Source organism: Halorubrum luteum (assembly GCF_054652935.1).
On sequence record NZ_BAAIGT010000002.1, the window covers coordinates 74,827 to 99,177 of the forward strand.

A 24,351-nucleotide genomic window follows, 5' to 3' on the forward strand; every position below is an offset into this window, starting at 1 on the left:
AGACGCCGTCGGCTCGGACCAGTCTCGACGGGTTTGAGACCACGCTCGAAACGACGCGTTCGGAGGCGGGTCGATAGGAAGCCGTCGAGCGATCTCCCCCCGAGACGGGTAGTGGGGAGGCGAGGGAACGATGGAACGAGAGGAACGGAACGGTCGTGCGTATCGAAGCGATTAAGCGACGAAGCCGCCAACGTCGGGGCATGCAACACCTCATCGTCCACGGCGACCCCGGCATCCGAAAGGACGCGATCATCGAGTACGAGGGGGAGGAGCTGGTGTGTTTCTCGATCAACAAGCAGGGTGAGTGGCACGGTCCCGACGAGCCGCAGCTCTGGTGTACGGTTGGGACGGAAGACGAACGCGAGGCGTACGAGAAACGCGAGTACGTTCCTCACTGGCTCGACGTCGACACCATCGACGCCGAGGCGCTCGACGTGATCAAAGCGAAAAGCGATCTCTCAGTGTAGTCAGTCGATCTCGAGACGCTCGTCGACGTCGACGTTTCGATCGTTGTTTTGGCGACACCGACTTCGCTCGTGACCGTCACACGGGCGGGTCCGCGAGCCACGCCTCGACCGCGCCGTCCAGCGCCCCGGATCGGTGGATCGTTCCCGCGTCGGGGTCGACGACCGTACTCTCCGTGCCGTCGGCTTCCCCGTCGTCGACGATGGTCGCGACGCGCTCGCGGATGCTGTCGTCGAGGTCGGCGACGCGCGTGACGCTCTCCGACCCGGAAACGTTCGCGCTCGTCGCCGTGAGTGGCCCCGTCTCGCGAAGCAGCGCGAGCGCGACCGGATGGTCCGGTATCCGGATCCCCACTCGGTCGCGCCCGGCCGTCAGCACGTCTGGAACGGCGGACGTACGCTCGACGACGACCGTCACAGGCCCGGGGAGAAACGCGCGCATGAACGCCGTTGCGAGCTCGGTCGGGCGCGTGAGGCGAAACGCCGCGTCGACGCTCGCGACGCCGAGCGAGAGCGGGTTCTCGCGGTCGCGGCGCTTGATATCGAAGACGCGGTCGACGGCCGCCGGATCGAGTGCGTCTCCGCCGAGGCCGTACACCGTCTCCGTGGGATACACGACGATCTCGCCGTCGGCAACCGCGTCCGCGGCGCTGCGGATCGACGCACGCACGTCGTCGGGGATCCGATCGCTTTCGTCGAGAGTCACGGTGGTCCCTTCACGAGTGAACTAAAAAGGCTCACGAGTCCGGACCGCCGCGGCCCTCCTCGTGTCCGGCCGAGATAGCCATGCTCTTGTGACCCCCGCACTGACGGATACGGTATGAACGACATCGAGATCGACGAGGTCGCGACGCCGGCGCTCGACGATCCGGTACTGATCGAGGGACTGCCGGGGGTCGGCCACGTCGGAAAGCTCGCCGCTGAACACCTGTTGGAGGAGTTCGACGGTGAACTCGTACGACGCGTGTACTCGACGGAGTTCCCGCCGCAGGTGAACGTCGACGACGAGGGAACCACCGAACTCACCTGTGCGGAGTTTCACGCCGTCGAAACGCCGGGCTCGGACCTGCTGGTGTTGACTGGCGACCATCAGGCCGGCACGAACGCCGGGCACTACGCGCTCACCTCGACGTTTCTCGACGTCGCCGAGGAGTTCGGCGTCGAGCGGGCGTTCGCACTCGGCGGCGTCCCGACGGGCGAACTCGTCGAGGAGTACACGGTGCTCGGCGCGGTGTCGACTCCCGAGATCAAAGACGGGCTCACCGACGCTGGCGTCGAGTTCCGTCCCGACGAGCCCGCCGGGGGGATCGTCGGCGTCTCCGGACTCGTGCTTGGTCTCGGAGATCGCCGCGGCATGGCGTCGGCGTGTCTGATGGGTGAGACGAGCGGCTATCTCGTCGATCCCAAAAGCGCTCGCGCAGTTCTCGAGATCCTCGAAACGCTTCTCGAGTTCGAGGTCGGCTACGACAGCCTCGAGGAGCGCGCCGAGGAGATGGAGGAAGTGATCGGCAAGATCCAGGAGATGCAGGAAGGTCCGGCTGCCGCCGACGACGAGCTTCGATACATCGGCTGAGTCGGCTTCGGCACATCGGCTGTGTCACTCCGAACATCGCCTACTCTTGATGGAGAACCCGACACCGACCCGCCACGTTGCCGAACACGCCACGTCGCCGAACACCCCACGTCGCCGAACTCCCGACGAGCACCGTCACCGCCTCCGTCGAACTGTAATTTCGACGATCGTCTATCTCTGACTCCACACTCGGCGACGATGGGATGAGACTTTCTTCGGTATGCGGAGCTTGTTGCCGCGATAACGTGCATATCCCCGGCGTCGGCAGGACTATAGGGGTTCGACGATCATCGTTCGTGTATGACGGGAGTACGCGTCGCCGGCGTCGGCCTCACGGCGTTCGGACGGCAGCCGGATCGCATGGGTCGCGACCTGTTCGCGGAGGCCGCGCTTCGCGCGTTCGAGGACGCCGGCGTTCCTCGGGAGGATGTGGACCAGCTCAACTACGGCAACTTCATGGGGTCACGCGCGGAGCGGCAGGGCCATCAAGCGCCGCTCGTGGCAGAGGCCGCCGGACTGGGCTGTCCGGCGACCCGCTACGAGGAGGCGTGTGCCTCGGCGGGCGTCGCGACTCGCGAGGCGGTTCGGACGGTTCGAAGCGGCGAGGCGGACGTCGTCGTCGCCGGTGGGATGGAACGGATGACGAATCTTGACACCACCCGCGTGACGGAAGGGCTCGCGACCGCGGCGGACGACCGCTTCGAGGTGAACGCCGGCACGACGTTCCCCGGCGCGTACGCGTTGATGGCGCGAGCGTACTTCGACACGTACGGCGGCCACCGGACTGATCTCGCGCACGTGGCGTCGAAGAACCACGCGAACGCCGTCGACAACGAGTACGCCCAGTACCGGCGTCGGGTGTCCGTCGAGGAGGCGCTCGACGCGCCGCCGGTCGCCTCGCCGCTACACCTGTACGACGCCTGTCCGATAACCGACGGCGCGAGCGCGCTGGTGCTCGTCTCGGCGTCGTACGCGGCCGAACACGACCTCGACGCTCCGGTCGCGGTCACCGGAACGGGACAGGGGACCGACCGGATGGCGCTGGCGGACCGCGAGCATCTTGCCCGGACGCCGGCGGCGGACGACGCGGCCGCGACCGCCTACGACGAGGCCGGCGTCGAGCCGGACGACGTCGATGTCGCGGAGGTCCACGACTGCTTCACGATCGCCGAGGTGCTTGCGACCGAGTCGCTCGGCTTCTTTCCGCCCGGCGAGGGGATCTCGGCCGCACGTGACGGCGTCACGACCGCCGACGGCACCCTTCCCGTGAACCTCTCGGGCGGACTCAAGGCGAAGGGGCATCCGGTCGGCGCGACCGGCGCATCGCAGATCGTCGAACTGACGCGGCTGCTTCGCGGTGACCATCCGAACGGCGACGCCGTCGACGACGCGACGGTCGGCGTTTCACACAACGCGGGCGGAACGGTCGCCAGCGCGGTCGTGCACGTACTGGAGGTGGTCCAATGACGGAGTCGTCCGACGAGCGCTCGGACGAGCGCGTCCGGGATGCCGGCTACGACGACTGGCTCGACGCGCTCGCCGAGACGGACGGGTACTACCTCGTCTGTCCCGAGAGACACGGCTCGCTGCCTCCACGTCGGGTCTGTCCGGACTGTGGGTCGACGGAGCTCTCCGAGGAGCCGCTCCCAGACGTCGGCGCGGTCGAGACGTTCACGGCGGTCCACGTGCCCCCGCCGCGATTCGCCGACGAGGCCCCGTACGTCACTGCGATCGCGGACTTCGGTCCGGTCCGACTCACCGGCGTGCTTCGCGGGGTCGACCCCAACGACGGGATCCCTATCGGGTTGGAGGTTACCCCCGGCGTCGAGCGTCGAGCGACCGACGACGGGCGGATCGTGACGCTCCGGCCGGTCTGAGCGGCGTACCCACCGGCTACACCGCAATCCGGCGCTCTCGGCGGGATTGCTTATAAACACCTCCATAGTTCCTCACGGATCTTCATGCAGTTTCGGCATGTATGATGGTGACATGAGCGTCGGGAGCGATCTTCAAAAGATGGGTTCTTTTCTCGAGGGATTTGAGAGCAGTCTCGGAACCGTACACGGCGTCGAGTTCGTCGATCGTATCGACGCCGACCGGGGACCGACCGTCGACGTCGAGGTCACCATCGCACCGTCGTCCGATCGCCAGCGACTCGAGCTCTCTCCGACGGAAGCCGAAATCGAACCCGACGGGCGACTGCGACTCGCTCTCGAAACCGCGGAGCCGCTCGTTCCGACAGGAACTGACGAGATCGATGTCGAGCCGATCGACGCAGCGATCGAACCGGACGGGACCATAACCGCCACGGTCCGAGCGTCCGTCCAAAGCGGACCGAGAGCGACCGAGATCGGTCGCCATGGCGTTCGCGCAAGCAGCGCGACAGACGACCGTGGTTCGACCGGCACTCGGGAGAGCGCCAGTGATAGCGACGGTGCTGGCCACGTCGACGGTGACGGTGCTGGCCACGTCGACGGCGACAGCACCGCCGACAGTGGGGATGCCGATACCCAGAGCGACGCTACCGATCGAGACGTCCCGCCGTTTCGCGATCCCGAGCTCCTCGCCGAGGTGTACGAATCGTGTGACACGTTCGCCGAGATGAGTGAGGCGATCGAGATGGACGTCACCGGCGAAACCGTCCGCCGATACATGATCGACTACGGGATCCACGAACCCGACTCGTATGAGAGCGCCGACACCTCGGAGTCAGGGGAGACGGCGGAGACGACAACGTCGGAAGCCGGGACCCGCTCTGCCGAACTCACCGCCGGCGATGTCGAGAACAATCCTGCGCTGAGCGCCGACGCCGACCGATCCGAGGAGACATCGTCTCCGGTCGTCGTTACCGACGGAATCGGCGTTCACGAGAACGTCACCGTCGACACGCTGGTCGAGACGATCCCTCGAGCGAACACTGTGTACGAGGTGCAACGGGCGATCGGGCTTGACCGGGAGGAGACGCGAGAACTGCTCGAAAAGCTCGATCTCCTTGACCTCGTGGTAGGCCGGATTGCGACGCAGAACGAACGCGATATCGGAAGAGAGACGATCCTCGAACGGATTCGTGGCGCGGCGGAGACGACTACGGCGGCGGCGTCGTGAGCCTCGACCACGACGTTCCGTGATCGACCGTCGGTCGTACGGGGACGTTCGTCGTCGAGCGCTCGAAATTAGTCGTGAGCGCCGAACGCGCGGACCACCTCGTCGACGACTTCGCGGTCTGCGGCGACGACGTAGCGCCGACCAGCGACGAGCTTGGTGGAATGTTGGACAGCGACGTCACCGTCGGCCTGTGAGACGACGACCGACCCCTCCGGAAGCGCGTCCTCGACGACCATCCCCGCCGCCGGCGCATCGTAGTTCACGCGAACGTCCAACACCTCGAGATCGCCAGTGACGCCTTCCAGCGTCCGGACGTCGCTCCCGGTGAGAGCGTTGACTGCCGCCTTGATGCTCGCCCGCTCGGGGAAGTACACCCGGTCCACGAACTCCGTGTACTCGTCGCCGTCCTCGACTTCGATCCGTGCGACGGTTTCGATCTCCGGATACAGCTGTTTGGCTGCCATACAGACCGCGAGATTGGTCGACTGGCTGTCCGTCAACGCTCCGAGCCGTTCCGTTCGGTCGGTGATCGCTTCCGTCAGCAACGAGGGACGGGTCGCATCACCCTCCAGATAGGCGATGTTCCCGCCTGGTGTCTCCGTGTCGATGACCGATCCGTCGCGCTCGATCACCGTCACGTCGTATCCGCGGTCCTCGAAGTCCTCAGCGACCCGTCGACCGACGCGCCCGCCGCCGGCGATCACGATGTGCTCTCGCTCCGACATGCGTACACGATCCGAATCCATCAGTTAAAATCGTGTGGGTTGCCACAACCGCCCGACGCCGGTCCGGACTGGCAGCGGACCCGACAGGAGTCTCGGAGCTCGAACGGAGCTAGGAGTCGGTCGGATAGCGTCGTCGACGAAGCCAGCAGTTAAGAGACGGGGTGTGTTACGTCACGCCACGACGGCGCTTCCCCATGGCGATCATCACTGAAGTCCGGTTTGCTCACGAGCACGGTGCGCTCGCCGACACTCTCGAGACGCTGCCCGAGCTCACGGTCCACGTCGTCAACGAGACGAGCACGGCCCCGAATCGGGACGCCGACGTCTTTCGGTTCGAGGGCGTCGACCCGGACGACACGCGGTCGGCTCTGGCCGACGATCACACCGTTCGGAGCGTCGAGCCGGTTCGAGCGGTCGACGACCGGGCGCTGTTTCGGATCGAGTTCACGGCGGAGACGGAGCTGCTCGCGACGGAAGTGACCGCGAACGGCGGGTTCGTGTTGGACGCCCGCAGTGCACGACCGCAGTCGCCGAATCGGGGCTGGCGAGAGCGGTGGTTTTTCCCGGACGATGGCGGGATACAGGCAGTCTGGCAGCACGCGCGGAACGCGGGGTTCGAGTTCGAGGTGCTCGATCTCTCACAGCGACTTCAGTCGGACATCACCAACGTCGATCGCGACCCGCTCACCGACGAACAGCGGACGACACTGGTGACCGCCTACGAACGAGGATACTTCGAGGAGCCTCGTGAGACGTCGCTCGAGCGACTCGCCGAGACGCTGGAGGTCTCGCCGTCTGCCGTCAACGGACGCATCAAGCGCGGACTGCGAGCGCTCATCGGCACGGGACTGATCGTCGATGAACCCGGACGGGAACGTTCATGATAACGACACGCGTGTACGTTGAACACCCGGACCTCGCGCTTGCGGAGACCATCAGGACGCTCTCGAACGTCGACATCGAGGTTATCGGCGACGCCGGAACCGACCCCGAACGGAACGTCTACTTCTTCCGCGTCGAGGCGTCGGCGTTCGAGCGCGTCGAGGCGTCGGCGTTCGAGCGCGTCGAGTCGATGCTGGCGACCGACCATACGGTCGAATCGTTTTTTACTGTCATTGAAATGGGTGATCAGCGCATATATCGGATCGAGTACAGTGACGCGGCGAAGCTGATAACCCCCGCTATCTCCGACCGGGGTGGACTGACGCTCGAAACGCGGAGCTATCTGAACGGCTGGTTGCTACGCTTACAGCTCGAGGGACACGACGCGCTGTACGAGCTCGACGAGTACGCAACCGAGGAAGGGATCCGATTCGACATCGTCGAACTCAAACAGGGTGGGGCGGTCGACGCTGCAACCGACTCCAAGCTGACTGCCTCACAGATCGAAGCGCTCGTCACCGCGTACCAACACGGCTACTACGACGAGCCGAGAGAGGTGTCGGTCGGGGAGCTAGCATCGATGCTCGACATCTCGGACACGGCGATGAGCGGGCGCTTACGACGTGGATCCGCGAGGCTCATCGAGGAGACGCTCGACGTCGGCGACGAATAAAAACAAAAGAAAAATATGTTTGCTAGTTTGATTTTTTGGCCGAGATCAGGCCCGTCGCGATCCCCAACTCGGAAGGCGAGTCGACGATCGCTCCGGCGCACATCACTGTTTTTCGCTGACACGATAAAACACGACAAATTTGTACGTCGGAACGAAACGGAGTGCATGGAACACGAATACGCCGGGGACGCCCACATACGACTTCTCGAGTCGTACGGGAACGACGCCGACCCGTTCCCCTCGGGAGAGGCGATGCGCTTCCCCGAGTTGAACCACCGTCGCTCGGAGGCGAAACTGCTCAGGCGGCTGTTCTTTCCGCGCTGCTGGAGCGGCGACGAGCTGCTCGTGGAGGCGTCCGCGATACGGGAGGTCATAGAGGAGCTCGGAGCGATCTACTGCCGGGGGATGAAGCCGTACGCGGACGGGAACCCGTCCGAGATCGTCAACACCGCCCTCGATCAGCTACCCCGGATCCGGGAGGTGTTGCAGAAGGACGTCGAGGCGGCGTATAAAGGGGATCCGGCCGCCAACTCCTACGTCGAAGTGATCCGGTCGTATCCGGGGTTTCAGGCGATACTGATGCACCGCGTCGCCCACGAGCTGTACGACGCCGGCGCTCCGGAGTACGCGAGGGAGCTCACCGAGTACGCGAAGACGCTGACCGGGATCGACATCCATCCGGGAGCGGAGATCGGCGAGTACTTCTTCATCGACCACGGGACCAGCGTGGTGATCGGCGAGACCGCAACGGTCGGCGACTGGGTCCGCCTGTATCAGGACGTCACGCTCGGAGCGTTACACTTCAAGGAGGCCGAAAACGAGGAGCAGACGTTAAAAAAGGGGTACAAGCGCCACCCCGACATCGGGGACAACGTCGTGATCGGCGCGGGCGCGAAGGTGCTCGGTGACATCACCGTCGGCAACCACGTCAGCATCGGCGCGAACTCGTGGGTCACCGAGGACATTCCGGACCACACGAGCGTGTACATCTCGAAACATCCCGAGCAGGAACGCAAACGAAACGACTGATTAGACGGCTGACATTCCGGCCCGTCCGACCCACGTCGTGTCCTACTGCAGTGTCGACTGGGACGACCTCTGTTGGGATCGAGTTGAGTTCCTTATTGCGCGCGATCGTGCAACTACCGCGCACTCGACAGCGTCGTCCGTCGCCACCCCTCCAGATCGGACGCCTGATTGAACGCGTACACGTGGAGTCCGCGGATGTCGTACTCGGGATCGGTCGCGTACGGTGCGAGACCCTCGATCAGATCCTCCGGCGTGTACGTCCCCCGGGAGCCGACGAACTCCTTGATGAACCCGACGATCCCGCTCGTCTTCTGCAGGAACCGGATCGAGTCGCCGACGCCGACCTTGCGGGAGATCTTGAGTAGGCGTTGATACTTCATCACGCCAGGAATGCCGACCTCGACGGGCAGCTCGACGCCTCGCTGGCGAATCTCGTCTATCCACTCGAGGATCGTGTCGGGGTCATAACACAGCTGCGTGACGATGTACGTGGCGTACGGAGCCTTCCGCTCCATCGACTCCGCGAGCGTCTCGTCGGAGAGGAAGGCGTGGCTCTCCGGGTACCCCGTGATTCCGACCTCCTCGAACTCGTACTCGAGCTCCTCGAGCGCAACGAGCAGATCGTACGCGGACGTGAACTCACCGGCCGGCTCTTCCCGGTCTCCTCCGGGGATGAACACGTCCGTGACGCCGGCGTCGATGAGGCGCTCGGCGATCTCCGCGAGGTGGTCCGAGTCGCGAACGTACCGCGCCGCGATGTGCGGGACGACCTCGTACCCGCGCTCGATCGCCTCTTCGGTCCACTCGACGGTCGCGTCGATCCCCAGTGTCGGGGAGGTCGTGATCGCGACCTCGGCACCGTCCGGAAGGTGACCCAGCTGTTCGCCCATACTGTCGAACGGCATCAGCTCGAAGCGCGGCTCCGAGAGCAGCTCGACTACGCCGTCGTTCGTCGGGATCGTTTGAGCCTGTTGTGACATGGTGGATAGCTCCGCGTCGACATCCGCCGTCTCGTCTCGCGGTCGTCCCGACGCGCACGGGGTCGGAGAACGCCGCAGAGACCACGTCGCGCCCATCTCCGGGCGCGTGGCGGGTCTAAAAGACGCTACGTCGCTAACGGGTTTGGTCCTTTCGCCGGCGTTACTCCGAGTTCTCCTTGGCGGCGTTCAGCTTGGCCTGCTCGCGGGCGCTCGGATTGACCGACGGTTTGAACGGCACCTCGGAGATCTTCGCGTACACGGGCTCGCCCTCCTCCTCGGCGTACTCGTCCGGGAGGTGGACCTGGAACTCCGTCTCGATGTCGCCGTCGTACACGTCCATCGGGTCGCCGTCGATCTTCTCGGCCGGCACGAAGCCGAGCGCGAGGTTCGTCTCCAGTTCGGGGTTGTACCACGGCGAGGTGACGTAGCCGCACTCCTCGCCGGTGTCGGGATCGGAGATGAGCCAGAAGTCGGGCGCGTAGTCGCGGACCGGCTCGCCGGCCATCTTGAGTCCGACCATCTTGTGCACGAACGGGTACTCGCCGTCCTCGATCAGCGCTTTCTGCCGTTCGAGCTCCTCTTTGCCGATGTAATCACCCTCCTTGTCGTCGGGCACCTGGTAGGCGAGGTTCACCTGGAACGGCGAGGTCTCGTGGTCCATATCCTGGCCCCACGAGAGGATCCCGGCCGCGATCCGGCGGTGATGTGCGGGGGCGACCTGCATGCCGCCGTGGTCGACCACGCTCTCGTGGACGGGGTCCCACACTCTCTCGGCAGTTTTCGAGGCCTCGCGAACGTAGATCTCGAAGCCTTTCTCGCCGGAGAAGCCGGTCTGGCTGACGAGCACCGAGGCGCCATTGATCTCGGCTTCCATGAGGCCGTAGTACGGGATGTCGTGGACCTCCTCGCCGACGATCTCCTCCATCACGTCGATGGATTTCGGCCCCTGCACCTGCATCGGAGCGACGTCGATCTCGTCGATCTCGACGTCGAAGTCCATGCCGACGTTGACGCCCTGCAGCCACTGCATGAGCGTCGAGTCGGAGATCGAGAACCAGAACTCGTCCTCCTCGGGGCGCAGCAGTACGGGGTCGTTGAGAATGCCGCCGTCCTCGTTACAGAGGATGACGTACTTGCCGTGCATCGGCTCGATCTCGGTCGCGTCACGCGTGATGACGTAGTCCGTCAGCGCCTCCGCGTCCGGTCCTTTGACGCGGATCTGTCGCTCGACTGCGACGTCCCACAGACTCACGTGGTTGACGAGCGCGTCATACTCCGCCATCATGCCGCCCTCCTCGGGCTTTAGCATCCCACGCGGGTGGTAGATCCGGTTGTACACCGTTGCGCGCCACGCGCCGTTCTCGTCGAACGACTTGTGGAAGAACGGTGACTTACGCACACGCGTGGATACGAGCATCTCGATACCGGGATCCCCGGACTGACGGAGATTTCGCGGGAGAACGCGGTCGGACTGGTCGACGCTTGGGTGGTTCGGGTGATCCTGCTCGACGGCCTGTGGCGAGTCGTTGCCAGACATTACCGCATACGTGGCCCGGGGTGGTGATAAAAGTGGGAGTCACCTAGGGCTCTGCCGGAACGCTGATTTCCTCGAAATAGCTAGCTAGACCCTCTCTGTGCAAGGAATACGGGAACAGACCGGTCAGTCGACCCACGTTCGTCCGCGGCGGCGAACCCACCTACAACTGACAGCAAAAAAAGAGGTTGTGGAACGAAGGGTGTGACGAACCCCATCATCGCCGAAGCCAGTGATTTGATAACGACGTGCACTCATACGCTCCATGTCACCCGGAGCGCGTCGAAGGGAAGCTCGGACCCAGGCGGGTGCCGAAAGGCAGTTCGGATCCAGACGGGTGCCGAAAGGCAGTTCGGATCCAGACGGGGCGGTAGGAAACGATCCGACACTCGTCGAGTGGTGAGGTGTGGTTCGACGCCAGCCGATGGCGTCTCCGTCGGCGCCGGTGTCGACCGATCGGGCCGGAGTCCTTCGGTGACGGACGCGAGCGTCGACACGATCCGGGGTGGCGGTGTAATCGACAATGATACGACTCGCTTCGATCCGCACGGCTATCGCCGCGCACGACAGCACAGGTGGTGGGTCGCGATGACCCACGTCATCGACGGAAACGCAGTGGCGGACCGCATTCAGTCCGAACTCGGGGACGCCATCGACGACCTTGAGACGGCAGGCGTGACTCCCGGACTCGCGACGGTGTTGATGAGCGACGACCCCGCAAGCGAGACGTACGTCTCGATGAAACAGCGGGCATGCGAGGAGATCGGGATCGAGAGCATCCACAGAGAACTCGATCCGGACGCCTCCGCCTCGACGCTTTTCGACACCGTCGACGAGCTGAACGACGACCCCGGCGTACACGGGATCTTGGTACAGATGCCGGTGCCCGACCACGTCGACGACGACGCGGTGCTCCGACGTATCGACCCGCTGAAGGACGTCGACGGGTTCCATCCTGAGAACGTCGGCCGGCTCGTCGCGGGTGATCCGCGATACAAACCCTGTACGCCACACGGCGTCCAGAAGCTCCTCGAAGCCGCAGACGTGGATACGGAGGGGAAACACGCCGTGATCGTCGGGCGCTCGGACATCGTCGGCAAGCCGATGGCGAACCTACTGATCCAGAAGGCTCCGGGCGGCAACGCGACGACGACGGTCTGTCACTCGCGAACCGCAAACCTCGGCGAACGAGTCAGAGACGCCGACATCGTGATCGCCGCCGTCGGCGTTCCGGAACTCGTCGACGGGTCGATGATCGCCGAGGGGGCGACCGTGATCGACGTCGGAGTCAACCGCGTCGACGCTGACACGGAGAAGGGGTACGAGCTCGTCGGTGACGTCGAGTACGACTCCGCGCGCGAGAAAGCAAGCGCGATCACGCCAGTCCCCGGCGGCGTCGGACCGATGACGATCGCGATGCTGTTGTACAACACCGTCAAAGCAGCCGGTGTTCAAGAGGACGTCGACGTCGACCTCCCATGAGCCGCCGCATCGACCGACCATGACCGGAGACGATACGAACGATGCAAGCGTCACGTTCGCGGACGTCGAGGCCGCACGCGAGCGTCTTGACGACCCCTCGGTGGTAAAACCGACGCCGACGGAGCGAAGCACCGCGCTCGAATCGAAAACGGGCGCCGAGGCGGTGACGCTGAAGCTCGAACACCTCCAGTGGACGGGGTCGTTCAAAACGCGCGGCGCGTACAACAAGATCAAACGCGAGCTGGAGGCGGGAACGCTCGATCAGGTGGTCGCCGCGAGCGCGGGCAACCACGCGCAGGGGGTCGCGCTCGCGGCGACGACACTCGGCGTCGAATCGACGATCGTGATGCCGAAAACTGCCCCGCAGACGAAGATCGACGCCACCCGTGGCTACGGTGCGACCGTCGAGCTCGTCGGGCAGGATTTCCAAGCGGCGACCGCACACGCGAAAGAGCTTGTCGCGGAGTCTGACGCCGAGTTCGTCCACGCGTTCGACGATCCCGCGATCGTCGCGGGACAGGGGACGCTCGGACTGGAGATGGTCGAGGACGTTCCGGACGCGGACACGGTTGTCGTCCCGATCGGCGGCGGCGGCCTGATAAGCGGGATCGCGACCGCCTTCGCGGAACACAGCCCGGAAACCCGGATCGTCGGAGTGCAGGCGGAGGGCGCGGCGACGGTCCACGACAGCCTCGCGAAGGGGGAGCCCCGGACGCTCGACTCCGTCGACACGATCGCCGATGGGATCGCCACCGGCGGCATCTCCGAGCTCACCCTGTCGGTCATCGAGGAACACGTAGACGAGGTCGTCACGGTCACTGACGCGGAGATCGCCGACGCGATCCTCCTTCTGATGGAGCGTGCAAAGCAGGTCGTGGAAGGGGCTGGAGCTGCCTCCGTTGCGGCGCTTTTGAGCGGCGAACTCGACGTGACGGACGAGAACGTCCTCGCGCTGCTTTGCGGCGGCAACCTCGACATGACGATGCTCATGGAAGTTGTGATTCACGCGATGACTCGCCGCAGGCAGATCCTCAGGCTGCGGATCCACATCGACGACCGGCCGGGGAAGATGGAGCACATCTCCGGGATCATCGCCGACCACGGCGGGAACATCCAGACGGTCCGTCACGATCGGGGGATCATGGATCTGAACGTTGGCGAGGCGTATCTGGTGTTCGAGGTGGAGACGAGCGGGGCCGAACAGGCCGCGGCGATCGTCGACGGGATCGCCGAACAGGGGTACGACGTCGATATCGTCAGCTAACTACGACGACGATTCGAAAGTTCTCCCCCGGGACGCCCACCAAGATACGTCAATCCATGGCAGTATCGGAAAATACAATTACAATTAGTGAAAGATAATCTCGAAATCCTTAAAATCCTCCGGAGCGTAGGGTATGATACATGAAACACGACGCGCGCGCTGACGCGGTCCGGTCGGATCGATTCGTGAACTACGCTCCCGCAATGCCGAACCTCTCCACGGAGGGTGGCCTCCTGTCGCGTCTCGCCCGGCGCTTCGGCCGAAACTAGACGTTCCTTCGGGCCACGCCGTGACGTAGCTTTTTGTACGTCGCAGACTGAACCAGTCTCATGCGATCACTTCTCGGGGGCGTTCCACACTGCAAGCGGTGTGGAGCGGGACTCGACGGCGACGAGGACCAGTGCTCCAACTGTGGCTTTTCTCCTCGGCAGATGGGGCTCCGCGTGTCGCTGTCGTTTCTGTTCGTCTCCATCGTGTCGATGACGGTCGTCATGGCCCCGGCCTCGATCGGCATTGAGCCGCTTCTCGTGGGGGCAGCGGCCCTCTCGTTCCTGCTCGCGATTCTGCTACTCCTCGTCTCGTTCATCGTGACGCCGTATCGGTTCGGCTCGCTGTTTGCTCGGTTCTGACACGGAGATTGCATCGAGCGAACACGGAGTCGGTTCGGAACTGAGTATTCGACTCGTCCGATAGATCCGGGACCGCGCGAACGACGCCAGTCACCCCGAAATACGACGACACCGACGCTATTTTTGAAGGAGATATGGCACAAAAGAAGGCATATATTACCAAAGCTATATATGGCGTTGCTATCAATCGGTTTGATGAGGTTGGTAGCATGTGCCACTCGTGATGTGTTCGCACGACGGGTCACGACGGAGAGTCGGTTGGGAGACGGTCCGTACGAGCGATCGAATCAGAGTCAAGTCAATGACACAAACGGTTCGACACACGGCTGACGTACGGTTCCGACTGGAGACACCACAGATCGAACACGGAGATAAATCATGACTGACGAAGGGAAACGAGGCATTCAGGAAGAACTGTTCCACGCGGAGACGGATCGAGAACCGGGTGACAAAAACTGGCAAGGGTTCGGGTTCGACATCAACCCGCCGGTGTTTCTGACGGCGGGAGGACTGATCGTGTTGTTTATCGTCCTCTCGCTCGTGTTCCCCGAACAGGCGGGGGAGGTGTTCGCGGACACGCGCGTCGCCGTATCCGACTACTTTGACTGGCTGTTCATCATGGGGGTGAACCTGTTCATCCTCTTTATGGTGTATCTCGCGATCAGCAAGTACGGCATGATCCGACTCGGGGGCGTCGACGGCGAAAAGGAGTTCAGTGACGTCTCGTGGGTCGCGATGCTGTTCAGCGCCGGCATGGGTATCGGACTCATGTTCTTCGGCGTCGCCGAACCGGTCTGGCACTTCTTCGACCCGCACCTCGGCGCGGAGGGCGGAACCGAAGCCGCCGGCGAGGTCGCGATCGCGGTGTCGCTGTTCCACTGGGGGTTCCATCCGTGGGCGATATACGCGCTCGTCGCGCTCGGGTTAGCGTTCTTCTCGTACAACCGCGGACTACCGCTGACGTTCCGGTCGGTCTTCTATCCCGTGCTCGGCGAGCGGATCTACGGCTGGCCGGGCCACGTCATCGACATCTTCACCGTGTTCGCGACGCTTTTCGGGCTGGTGACCTCCCTTGGCTTAGGGGCGTTACAGATCAACGCGGGACTCACGTTCCTCGGTGAGTCGGTGGGCGTGTTCCCGGCAGTGCCGGACTCCATCTGGGTAGCCGTCGGTATCATCCTCGTCGTCACGGGGCTGGCGGTCATCTCCGTGTACCTCGGACTGGACAAGGGGATCCGGCGGCTCAGCAATCTGAATCTCACGCTGATGATGTTGCTGCTCGCGTCGGTGTTCATCCTCGGTCCGACGCTTTTCATCCTCGGCGTGCTGCCGCAGGGGATCGGCGCGTACCTCGGGAACTTCTTCGAGCTGTCCTTCTTCGGCAACTCCTTTGACGCTCCCTACTTCGAGGGCTCCGGCTGGTACGGCCCCGGCGGTGACGGCGAGGGCGACTTCCTCGTCGACTGGACCGTGTTCTACTGGGCGTGGTGGATCTCCTGGTCGCCGTTCGTCGGGATGTTCATCGCGCGTATCTCGAAGGGCCGCACCATTCGGGAGTTCGTCGGGGGCGTGCTGTTGATCCCCGTGATCTTCTCGTTCGCGTGGTTCGCCGCGATGGGCGGCACCGCCGTCCACTTCGAGCTGCAGGAGGCCACCGCAGGCGCGATCAGCGGAGAGGTGTTCGAGGTCGGCGAGGACACCGCGATGTTCGCGATGTTCGATCTGATGCCAGGAACGACGATACTGGCGCTGATCGCGGTGGTCCTCGTGACGACGTTCTTCGTCACCTCCTCGGACTCCGGATCGCTCGTGTTGGAACACCTGAGCACCGGCGGCAAACACGAGACGCCGCCCGCGGGTCGGGTGTTCTGGGCGAGCACCGAGGGGCTCGTCGCGATCGCACTGTTGGTCGCCGGCGGCGACACCGCGATCGAAGCGCTGCAGGCGGCAGCGATCGCCAGCGGGCTGCCGTTCACGTTCATCCTCCTGTTCATGATCTACGCGGTCATGAAAGGGTTACAGAAGGAGTACCGGATCCTCAACTCCGACGAGTTCAGCGAGCGAATGGATGAACTGCGGGAGGACGACGACGTCGTCGTCACGAGCAGCGGCAGCAACCTCGTGACGCAGGTGCGAAGCAAAGACGACACCGTCGTCGACGTCGGCGACGACTGATCGGTCTCGTCGCCGTCGCCACCCGTAGGCGACGTCGTTGACGTCACACTCGAACGGCCCGTTCGGGCCTACCCGATTTTTCGAACTGCCGTCACACGAGGAGTGACGACCACCCAATCCGAGCGAAAGTCGAAAACGTGAGCGACTACGGCGACCGCACGACCGTCACCGGCTTCGAGCACATGCGAACGATCTTCTCGGCGCTGGAGCCGAGATACTTCTCGAGTGCACCGCGACCGGTCTCGGCGACCACGACGCAATCGACGTCCGTCTCGTGGGCGTAGTCGCTCACCTCCTGTGCGACTTTTCCCGCCTTGACAACGCCGACGCCGGAGAGTCCGCGCTCCTCGGCCCGTTCGACCACGTCGGAAACGACGTCCTCGCCGTACGCGCGATACTCCTCCATCTCCGCGTCGCTCACCCCGACCGTGAGGATGTACGACGCCTCCGTCTCGACGACGTAGATGGCGTGTACTTCCGCGTCGAACGTTTCGGCGAGATCAAGCCCGTGGTCGACCGCGTTCGATACTTGGTCACTACCGTCGGTCGCGATCAGTATGGAATCCATCATAACCCTTCATCCGAGTATCTGATAGACGATATTTATAACTTGGGTGCCGAAGAGCCGATTTCGGTCGCCTTTCGCCTCGCAACGCCGCCGAACGGACCGTTCGACGCACCCACGAACGCCGATCCAGCCCGCAGTGAGGAGTGGGTCCCTTCGTATTCTCCGATCTGGTTTTTGATCTTCCACTCGAGGCTGATCTCCCGGATTTCACGTTCACTCGAGGTTGATCTCCCGGAAGTAGATCGCGAACGCGACGAACGTCAGGAGCGTGCCGGCGAGGAAGTGACGCCCGGCCAACAGCAGTCGCAGACTCCAGAAAGCGAGAATCACCGCGAGAATCGTGGCGGCCATCGCGACGCGCGTGGACATGTCGGATCGGTGTCGGCGGGTCGTATTATACATATCGTCGACTCTCGGGAGCCGCGTCGTTAGTCGTCGGAGCCGCGAAACTCGGCGACCAGCCCCGCTGCCCCGAGTACGACCCCCAGAGCGCCGAGGATCAACTCGAGTGCGTCCCCACTCAGAGCACCCATCACGAGGAACGCACCCCCGCCGACGAGTAGAAACAGTCTGACGACCGTTCGTGCGGTCCAGTTCATGGATCGTCCGCGAGTGGCGTCGCCGTGTCGTTCATTCACCCTCGACGACGGTCACCGGCTGTTCCGACATCCACATCACCTTCTCGGCGGTTCCACCGAGATGTTTGTCGATCGCTCCGTGTCCCTGCTTGCCTACCACGATGGCGTCGATGTCGTTGTCGTCGGCGTAATCCACGATCTCCTCGGCCGGCCGGCCGGTTTTCACGACGCCCTCCGCCTCGAGGCCGCGCTCGGCCGCACGCTCGGCGACGTCCGTCACCACTTCGGTGCCGTACTCCCTGTACTCGTCCATATCGCTGTCCGAAAAGTCGACCGTGAGGATGTACGTCGCCTTGGTCTCGATCACGTACAGCGCGTGGACCGTGGCACCGGTCGACTCCGCCACGTCGATCCCGTACTCGATACACCCGTCCGACTCGTCGCTTCCGTCCGTCGCGATCAGAACGTTATCGTACATATCCTCGTCCCCAGTCGACACATCTCCGGTCCATTACATAATGTTTACGTTACCATGTGACACGAATAGTGACGCAGGGCGGTGAAACGAGTTGACTGTACCCTCTGCGCTCGCCATCGACACGTGATAGCAGGGGACGTATTTTATACCCCGACGACGTAGTCGCCGCCCGTGGCGTCCGATACCACCGATCCGTCGGAGTCGGCGCTCGAACGGCTGTTCTATCACACCGACAGGGTTCGGTTCGTCGAACTGGACGCGTTTTCGGGCGCGAAAACCGCGGTCCTGCTAACCGGGTTCATCGCCGTACTGACGTTTCTCACGGGACTGTCGAATCTCAGCCGGCCGGATGTCGTTGCCGACGGACCGCTGGCGGCCGTGCTCCCGATCGCGCCCGACACGGTCCCGTTTCTCGCCGTCGGTACGTCGTTTCTCCTCGGCGGCGTCGTGCTCGGTCTCCGCCGTCGGAAGCGTGTGGCGTGGCATCTGGCGATAACGCTGCTTCCGCTTCTCGTTGCGTTCCCGCTGACGACGTTCCGGACGACTGATGTCCCGTTGCTCGTGATGCTACTGGTGGCGCTGCCGCTGCTTTTCGTGAATCGTGGCGCGTTCGACCAGCGCCTCGATCTCTCCCCGCTACAGATCGCTTCCCTGTCGTCGGCCGTCGGCGTGCTCGCGTACGGTGCAATCGGCTCGTACGCGCTGCGTGACCAGTTCGGCGCGCTCGAGACGTGGAGCGATGCCGTCTACTACGTTATCGTCACCATCGCGACCGTCGGATACGGAGATATTACTCCGCTAACGACCGAAGCGAAGTGGTTCTCGCTGTCGATCATCCTCCTCGGAACCGGCGCGTTCACCGTCGCGGTCGGGTCGCTGATCGTGCCGGCGATCGAGAAGCGAATGGCCGCGGCGTTCGGAAACATGACACCCTCGGAACTCACCCTGCTCGAGGACCACGTACTGGTCCTCGGCTACGACGACATCACGGACGCACTGCTCGACGAACTGGAAGGGACGGTCGACGCGGTGGTGGTCACGCCGGAGGCCGACGAGGCGGCCGCGCTCTCCGACCGGGACGTGAACGTTCTCACCGCCGATCCGACACACGAGGAGACGTTGCGTGACGCCGGTATCGACGACGCAACCGGCGTCGTCGTCGCGACTCGCAGCGACGCCGACGACGTGTTGGCGTTGCTCGCCGCGCGGGAGGCGAACTCCGACATCCGGATCGTCGCCGCGGCGAACGACGCGGAACACGTCGACAAGCTCTCGGCGGTCGGTGCCGACGACGTCATCAGCCCGATGGAGATCGGCGGTCGCCTCCTCGGGCGCTCGGTTCTCGAGCAGGGATCCACCGATTCGCTGTTCGAGGACGCATCATCGCGGGAAGATTAATACGGAAGAAGGAACCAACCTGACGGTATGGGTCTCGACGGTGCCGGAGTTATCGAGCGAGGACTCCGAAAGCTGCTCGCTCCGGTCTGCGTACTCTCCGGCATCGTCGTCGTCTCCGGCTACTTCTTCCCGGAGATCGTCGGAGAAACGGTGTCGGGACCGGCGTGGCTCGTCGTCTCGTTGTTATTTTTCGGCTCCGGACTCGCGTACCTCGCGGTGTTGCCGGCTCGTGAGGAGAATGAAGAGGCGGCGGACGAGGCGTTCGACCCGGAGTACCTGCTTCGGGTCCGGCGGGCCGGAGTATCCGGACTCCTTCGAGGGTTTCTCGCCCGCCAGGACCGGATGATGTTTGGCGTTCCAGTCGCCCTGTTCGCGCTGTTTTTCGCCGGACAGCTGCTGGCTCCGTCGCGCACCTTCGCCGTCGTGGGCGCCGTCGAGGCGGTCGTCACCGCCTACGGCGGTCCGGTGTTCGTCGCCGTCGTCGCGCTGTCCGTGGCGTGCTGTCTGGCGCTGCTCGTCGGGCCGTGGGGATCGATACGGCTCGGCGGGTCGGACGCCGAGCCGGCGTACACGTACCCCGTCTACTTCACGATGTTTTTCACCGCCGGGATCGCCGCCGGCATCGTGTTCTGGGGCCCCGCGGAGGCGCTGTTCCATTACGATGCGCCGCCGCCGCTTTTCGACGTGGAGCCCCGGTCCGCGGAGGCGATCACGCCGGCGCTGACGTACGCGCTGTTTCACTGGGGGATCTCCGCGTGGAGCGCATACGTCGTTTTGGGCGTGCCGATCGCGTACTTCGTCTACCAGCGCGGCGCGCCGCTGCGGGTGTCGTCCGTCCTCACGCCGTTTTTCGGCGTCGAGAATCTCGGCTCGCGGTGGTGTCGTCTCGTGGATACGCTGGCCGTCTTCGCGACGATCGGCGGGATCGCCACGTCGATCGCTTTCGTGAGCCAGCAGTTCCTCACCGGCACGGAGTTCCAGTGGGGCGTGCCGTTCGGGACGGTCGGCATGTTGCTTTTCGTCACCGGGTTGACGCTGGTGTTCGTCGCCTCCGCACAGAGCGGCGTCGACCGCGGTATCCGCCGGATCGCCGCCGTGAACATCGTGTTGTTCGCGCTGTTCGGGCTCATCTTTCTCGCCATCGCGCCGCGCGCGGCCGTCGTCGAGTACGGCCGGAGCGCCCTCGGAAGCTACGCCGCGAACTTCCTCGTGATGAGCGCGCAGATGAGCGGGGAGTGGACGGCCGGGTGGACGGTCTGGAACTGGGCGTGGTGGTTCTCGTGGGCTCCGTTCGCCGGACTGTTCCTCGCGGCACTCTCTCGGGGGCGAACGATCCGGACGGTCGTCGCCACCGGGTTCCTCGCGACGTCGGCGGCGACGCTCGTGTGGTTCCTGTTGTTGGGGTCGACGTCGCTGCACCTCCAACATACGGGCGTGGTGGACGTCCTCGCCGCGGTCGACGCGTACGGTGGCTCGGAGGCCGTCGCCGGCTTCCCCGTCTTCGAGACGCTGCCGTTGAGTCGGCTGCTGATGTTCCTGTTTCTGGCGTTGATCGTCGTGTTCATCGTCACCTCCGCAGACACCTCCACGCTGGTGGTGGCGGTGCTTGCGACCGAACGCGACGCCGCACCGACGACGAGCGGAATCGTGTTCTGGGGCGTGTTTCAGGGCGTGGTCGCCGTCTCCGTGCTTGCGACCGATAGCGCGGAGCCGCTGCAGGCGATGGCGGTGTTGGCGGGCGGGCCGTTCGCGGTCGTCGCCCTCGTCGCCGTCGCCGGCCTCGCGTGGACGCTTCGTGATCACGACGTCGAGTACCCAGCAGTGGAAGCAACGCTTCCAACTGATCTGAGCCCGCAGGCAGCGGTCCGTGCGTCGGCCGAGAACGACGAGTCCGAAGCGACGGATGAAGATGACGAGGATGAGCGTTGATCCGTTCCACGAAACATATGAACGCTGAGACGAACTGCGAGCGACGCGTCGAGATGGCGGAACGGCGGTAGGTATATGATCGTCCGGTTCGTCGCTCCGGCTGGATGAAGGAACTCGTCAGTACCGACGATGCACCCGCAGCGGTAGGCGCGTACAGTCAAGCAGCCATGACCGACGATCTCCTGTTTACGGCCGGACAGCTTCCCCTGACCGTCGACGGGGAGCTGCTCGACGACGAGTCGGTCGCCGTCCAGACCCGCCAGTGTCTCGAGAACGTCGAGGCGATCCTTGCTTCGGAGGGACTGGGGCTGGAGGACGTCCTGAAAGTGAGCGTGTTCCTCGACGACATCGAGGAGTTTGACGAGATGAACGAGGCGTACGCCGAGTTTTTCGATGCGTCACCCCCCGCACGCAGCGCGATCGAGGTCGGAAACGTCCCGAAGGGGGCCGCGATCGAGGTCGAAGCGATCGCGACACGATAGCGGGTCGAACGCACGAAGCAACGGCGACGGAACCGACGTTCGATGGACCGGCGCCGGGAGCGGTCTAGAACAGTCCGGAGATGCTGCCGTCGGCGTCGAGCTCCATGTTGGCGGCGGCGGGCTCCGGCGGAAGACCCGGCAGCGTCAGCACGTCAGCGGTGAGCACCACGAGGAAGCCGGCACCGGCGGACGGGTAGATCTCGTTGATGTCGAGCGTCCAGTCCTTGGGGACACCCTTCTTGCTCGCGTCGTCGCTGAGCGAGTGGAACGTTTTCGACATACAGATCGGGACGTCGTCGAAGCCGAGCTCGGTCATCTGCTCGATATCGTCCTCGGCACTGCTGGAGAAGTTCACGCCGTCGGCTCCGTAAATCTCCGTCGCGACCGTCTCGATCTTCTCTTTGATCGGCGCGTCGACGTCGTACAGCGGCTGGAAGTCGGAGTCCGCCTCCGCGGCGTCGACGAGATGCTCCGCGAGCTCGATGCCGCCCTCGCCACCGTCCGAGAAGACGTTCGATTCGGCGGCCGCGACGCCGAGCTCCTCCTCGCAGTGTTCGACGACCGCGTCGACCTCCGCGTCCGTATCCTGCGGGAAGCGGTTGACCGCGACGACGACCGGCACGCCGAACTGCTGGAGGTTCCGGACGTGCTTGTCGAGGTTCTCAAAGCCGGCCTCCAGAGCGTCGAGATCCTCCTCGTCCAACGCGTCGACGTCCGGCGGCCACATATCCTGTCCGTGATACTTCAGGGCACGGGCGGAGGCGACGATGGTAACCGCGTCGGGCTCGACGTCGCCGAACCGGCTCACGATGTTCATGAACTTCTCGGCACCCAGATCGGAGCCGAAACCGGCCTCGGTGACCAGATACTCCGAGAGATTCGCCGCGACTTCGTCGGCGATGAGGGAGTTCGTCCCGTGCGCGATGTTGGCGAACGGACCCCCGTGAACGAACGCGGGCGTCCCCTCGATCGTCTGTACCACGTTGGGCTTTAAGGCGTCTTTCAGGAGGATCGCGACCGCGCCCGTGGCGTCGATGTCGTCGACGGTGACCGGATTACCCTCCTCGTCGTACGCGACGATGATCCGGGCGACGCGTTCCTTTAGATCCTCGATCCCGTCAGCCAGACAGAGGACGGCCATCAGCTCGGAGGCGGCCGTTAGGATGAAGCCGTCCTCGCGGGGGACGCCCGTCACGTCGCCGCCGAGCGCGACGACGGTCTCCCGAAGCGCGCGGTCGTTCATGTCGATCGCGCGCGGCCAGTTGACCATGTTGACGGAGATATCGAGCTCGTTACCCTGCTTGATGTGGTTGTCGAGCATCGTCGAGATGAGGTTGTGTGCCGACGTGAGCGCGTGGAGGTCGCCGGTGAAATGCAGGTTGATGTCCTCCATCGGGAGCACCTGCGAGTAGCCGCCGCCGGCGGCCCCGCCTTTGACGCCAAACACCGGTCCGAGCGACGGTTCGCGGACGGCGATGAGCGCGTCCTTGCCGACCTGGTTCAACGCCTGCCCGAGTCCGACCGTCGTCACCGTCTTTCCCTCGCCGAGCGGCGTCGGCGTCATCCCCGTGACGAGGATGACCTTGCCGTCCGCCGTTTTCTCCTCACGCAGTCGCTCGATCGTGTCGAACGATACCTTCGCCTTCTTATCGCCGTACAGCTCGAGGTCGTCGTTCGTGAGTCCGTACGGCTCGACCACGTCGAGGATGTGGTCGGCGTCGGTCGACTGTGCGATCTCGTAGTCCGTTGGGAACGACTCGCCGTCCTCGGTTGAGTCCGTCATACACTGAAACGTCTCACGACCGGCGTATAAGTATTAATACATCTATAGCGTCGTGGATACGACGTGTTTGCTCGATGGCTCCTCAAACAACCGTCACAGTCCGCACGGCGCGCCCAGTCGTCTCTGAGTCCGTGTAACTTCTCCGTGGATAACTCTCCCGTTGCACGTGTTACTCCCACCATTACGCGCAGCTCTCCCATGTCCTGCCTTCGGTCCAACCTTTCCGCATGGGCACGCGCTCTTTCACATATGCACGTTATATTCCTCCGTATGCGGCTGATTCGAGCGTGTGTGCAGCCAACTGTGAAAGGGGTATGTGCCCCACGACAACCGGCGATGACGCCACGATGATGGAAGAACACAACTCGTACGACGTGAGATATGTTGTGGGCAGCGAGCGTCCGCTCCGACTGAGGACGTGCGATCCGGCGCCCGAGAGATTCGACGATCCGCGAATCGAGACGCTCACGGCGGTGACGGTCGTCTCAGGCCACGGAGGGCGTCCGATACCCTCGCGGATCCCATAATCCGTCTGTTAGGTATACGGTATTTTAATATCCGGGCGACCGTCAGCATCAACCGACGATGATATCGAACGAGAGCAACCGGAGAGTCGACGC

Annotated in this window: 25 protein-coding genes; 16 read left to right on the forward strand and 9 right to left on the reverse strand. The window is 64.0% G+C overall.

What is annotated here, in order from left to right; all coding sequences use genetic code 11:
- Positions 1-200: 200 nt before the first annotated feature.
- Complete coding sequence (locus ACYQ0R_RS00455) at positions 201-467, forward strand: HAH_0734 family protein (protein ID WP_459820356.1); 267 nt, start codon at positions 201-203, stop codon at positions 465-467.
- Between the two features lie 76 nt (positions 468-543).
- Here ACYQ0R_RS00455 and ACYQ0R_RS00460 read toward each other — a convergent pair whose 3' ends face one another.
- Positions 544-1,170 carry an L-threonylcarbamoyladenylate synthase gene (locus ACYQ0R_RS00460; protein ID WP_459820357.1) on the reverse strand — a complete coding sequence of 209 codons (627 nt, stop codon included), beginning with the start codon at positions 1,168-1,170 and terminating at the stop codon, positions 544-546.
- Positions 1,171-1,284: 114 nt separating this feature from the next.
- Here ACYQ0R_RS00460 and ACYQ0R_RS00465 point away from each other — a divergent pair, with 114 nt between their 5' ends.
- The 4 genes from ACYQ0R_RS00465 to ACYQ0R_RS00480 all read left to right on the forward strand — a co-directional run bounded on the left by ACYQ0R_RS00465 (position 1,285) and on the right by ACYQ0R_RS00480 (position 5,142).
- Positions 1,285-2,037 carry a proteasome assembly chaperone family protein gene (locus tag ACYQ0R_RS00465; RefSeq protein ID WP_459820358.1) on the forward strand — a complete coding sequence of 251 codons (753 nt, stop codon included), beginning with the start codon at positions 1,285-1,287 and terminating at the stop codon, positions 2,035-2,037.
- 300 nt (positions 2,038-2,337) lie between these two features.
- The gene (locus ACYQ0R_RS00470) at positions 2,338-3,504 is read left to right on the forward strand and encodes a thiolase domain-containing protein (RefSeq protein ID WP_459820360.1); all 1,167 of its coding nucleotides are present in this window, start codon (positions 2,338-2,340) and stop codon (positions 3,502-3,504) included.
- Positions 3,501-3,914 carry a Zn-ribbon domain-containing OB-fold protein gene (locus ACYQ0R_RS00475; protein ID WP_459820361.1) on the forward strand — a complete coding sequence of 138 codons (414 nt, stop codon included), beginning with the start codon at positions 3,501-3,503 and terminating at the stop codon, positions 3,912-3,914. Before ACYQ0R_RS00470 ends, ACYQ0R_RS00475 begins: the two co-directional genes overlap by 4 nt.
- A 112-nt stretch (positions 3,915-4,026) precedes the next feature.
- Positions 4,027-5,142, forward strand: a complete 1,116-nt coding sequence (locus ACYQ0R_RS00480) for a DUF8073 domain-containing protein (RefSeq protein ID WP_459820362.1) — start codon at positions 4,027-4,029, stop codon at positions 5,140-5,142.
- 68 nt (positions 5,143-5,210) lie between these two features.
- Here the strand turns inward: ACYQ0R_RS00480 and ACYQ0R_RS00485 are convergent, their stop codons facing one another.
- On the reverse strand, positions 5,211-5,867 hold the full coding sequence (locus ACYQ0R_RS00485) for a potassium channel family protein (RefSeq protein ID WP_459820363.1): 657 nt from the start codon (positions 5,865-5,867) through the stop codon (positions 5,211-5,213).
- A gap of 194 nt (positions 5,868-6,061) precedes the next feature.
- Between ACYQ0R_RS00485 and ACYQ0R_RS00490 the strand changes: the two genes are divergently transcribed.
- The 3 genes from ACYQ0R_RS00490 to epsC all read left to right on the forward strand — a co-directional run bounded on the left by ACYQ0R_RS00490 (position 6,062) and on the right by epsC (position 8,451).
- A complete protein-coding gene (locus tag ACYQ0R_RS00490; RefSeq protein ID WP_459820364.1) occupies positions 6,062-6,751 on the forward strand; it encodes a helix-turn-helix domain-containing protein in 690 nt (229 codons plus the stop codon).
- Complete coding sequence (locus tag ACYQ0R_RS00495) at positions 6,748-7,422, forward strand: helix-turn-helix domain-containing protein (protein WP_459820365.1); 675 nt, start codon at positions 6,748-6,750, stop codon at positions 7,420-7,422. The genes ACYQ0R_RS00490 and ACYQ0R_RS00495 overlap by 4 nt, the downstream gene beginning before the upstream one ends.
- A gap of 165 nt (positions 7,423-7,587) precedes the next feature.
- Positions 7,588-8,451 carry a serine O-acetyltransferase EpsC gene (gene epsC, locus ACYQ0R_RS00500; RefSeq protein ID WP_459820366.1) on the forward strand — a complete coding sequence of 288 codons (864 nt, stop codon included), beginning with the start codon at positions 7,588-7,590 and terminating at the stop codon, positions 8,449-8,451.
- Positions 8,452-8,564: 113 nt separating this feature from the next.
- On the opposite strand, the gene ACYQ0R_RS00505 is transcribed toward epsC, so the two are convergent.
- Complete coding sequence (locus ACYQ0R_RS00505; RefSeq protein ID WP_459820367.1) at positions 8,565-9,431, reverse strand: methylenetetrahydrofolate reductase; 867 nt, start codon at positions 9,429-9,431, stop codon at positions 8,565-8,567.
- A 160-nt stretch (positions 9,432-9,591) separates the two neighbouring features.
- The gene (locus ACYQ0R_RS00510) at positions 9,592-10,968 is read right to left on the reverse strand and encodes an aminomethyltransferase family protein (RefSeq protein WP_459820368.1); all 1,377 of its coding nucleotides are present in this window, start codon (positions 10,966-10,968) and stop codon (positions 9,592-9,594) included.
- Between the two features lie 585 nt (positions 10,969-11,553).
- On the opposite strand from ACYQ0R_RS00510, the gene ACYQ0R_RS00515 reads away from it, so the two are divergent.
- The 5 genes from ACYQ0R_RS00515 (at position 11,554) to ACYQ0R_RS00535 (ending at position 16,515) form a co-directional block, all read left to right on the forward strand.
- Positions 11,554-12,447 carry a bifunctional methylenetetrahydrofolate dehydrogenase/methenyltetrahydrofolate cyclohydrolase gene (locus tag ACYQ0R_RS00515; RefSeq protein WP_459820369.1) on the forward strand — a complete coding sequence of 298 codons (894 nt, stop codon included), beginning with the start codon at positions 11,554-11,556 and terminating at the stop codon, positions 12,445-12,447.
- A gap of 19 nt (positions 12,448-12,466) precedes the next feature.
- Complete coding sequence (ilvA, locus tag ACYQ0R_RS00520) at positions 12,467-13,711, forward strand: threonine ammonia-lyase (protein ID WP_459820370.1); 1,245 nt, start codon at positions 12,467-12,469, stop codon at positions 13,709-13,711.
- A 140-nt stretch (positions 13,712-13,851) separates the two neighbouring features.
- Entirely contained in the window at positions 13,852-13,980 is a 129-nt protein-coding gene (locus ACYQ0R_RS00525; RefSeq protein ID WP_459820371.1) for a hypothetical protein, read from the forward strand.
- Positions 13,981-14,040: 60 nt separating this feature from the next.
- On the forward strand, positions 14,041-14,340 hold the full coding sequence (locus tag ACYQ0R_RS00530; protein WP_459820372.1) for a hypothetical protein: 300 nt from the start codon (positions 14,041-14,043) through the stop codon (positions 14,338-14,340).
- A gap of 378 nt (positions 14,341-14,718) precedes the next feature.
- Positions 14,719-16,515 (forward strand): BCCT family transporter, encoded by a 1,797-nt coding sequence (locus ACYQ0R_RS00535; protein ID WP_459820373.1) that lies wholly within the window; start codon positions 14,719-14,721, stop codon positions 16,513-16,515.
- Between the two features lie 145 nt (positions 16,516-16,660).
- Here ACYQ0R_RS00535 and ACYQ0R_RS00540 read toward each other — a convergent pair whose 3' ends face one another.
- The 4 genes from ACYQ0R_RS00540 to ACYQ0R_RS00555 form a co-directional block, all read right to left on the reverse strand.
- A complete protein-coding gene (locus ACYQ0R_RS00540) occupies positions 16,661-17,086 on the reverse strand; it encodes a universal stress protein (protein WP_459820374.1) in 426 nt (141 codons plus the stop codon).
- Positions 17,087-17,296: 210 nt separating this feature from the next.
- Positions 17,297-17,452 (reverse strand): hypothetical protein, encoded by a 156-nt coding sequence (locus tag ACYQ0R_RS00545; protein ID WP_459820375.1) that lies wholly within the window; start codon positions 17,450-17,452, stop codon positions 17,297-17,299.
- Between the two features lie 59 nt (positions 17,453-17,511).
- Complete coding sequence (locus ACYQ0R_RS00550) at positions 17,512-17,682, reverse strand: hypothetical protein (protein WP_459820376.1); 171 nt, start codon at positions 17,680-17,682, stop codon at positions 17,512-17,514.
- A 31-nt stretch (positions 17,683-17,713) separates the two neighbouring features.
- The gene (locus ACYQ0R_RS00555) at positions 17,714-18,139 is read right to left on the reverse strand and encodes a universal stress protein (RefSeq protein ID WP_459820377.1); all 426 of its coding nucleotides are present in this window, start codon (positions 18,137-18,139) and stop codon (positions 17,714-17,716) included.
- A 171-nt stretch (positions 18,140-18,310) separates the two neighbouring features.
- Between ACYQ0R_RS00555 and ACYQ0R_RS00560 the strand changes: the two genes are divergently transcribed.
- From ACYQ0R_RS00560 to ACYQ0R_RS00570, 3 genes are all read left to right on the forward strand, one after another.
- Entirely contained in the window at positions 18,311-19,537 is a 1,227-nt protein-coding gene (locus ACYQ0R_RS00560; RefSeq protein WP_459820378.1) for an NAD-binding protein, read from the forward strand.
- 27 nt (positions 19,538-19,564) lie between these two features.
- Positions 19,565-21,466 carry a BCCT family transporter gene (locus ACYQ0R_RS00565; protein ID WP_459820379.1) on the forward strand — a complete coding sequence of 634 codons (1,902 nt, stop codon included), beginning with the start codon at positions 19,565-19,567 and terminating at the stop codon, positions 21,464-21,466.
- 104 nt (positions 21,467-21,570) lie between these two features.
- Complete coding sequence (locus ACYQ0R_RS00570) at positions 21,571-21,948, forward strand: Rid family detoxifying hydrolase (RefSeq protein ID WP_459820380.1); 378 nt, start codon at positions 21,571-21,573, stop codon at positions 21,946-21,948.
- Positions 21,949-22,012: 64 nt separating this feature from the next.
- On the opposite strand, the gene ACYQ0R_RS00575 is transcribed toward ACYQ0R_RS00570, so the two are convergent.
- Positions 22,013-23,731, reverse strand: a complete 1,719-nt coding sequence (locus ACYQ0R_RS00575; protein WP_459820381.1) for a formate--tetrahydrofolate ligase — start codon at positions 23,729-23,731, stop codon at positions 22,013-22,015.
- Positions 23,732-24,351 lie beyond the last annotated feature (620 nt).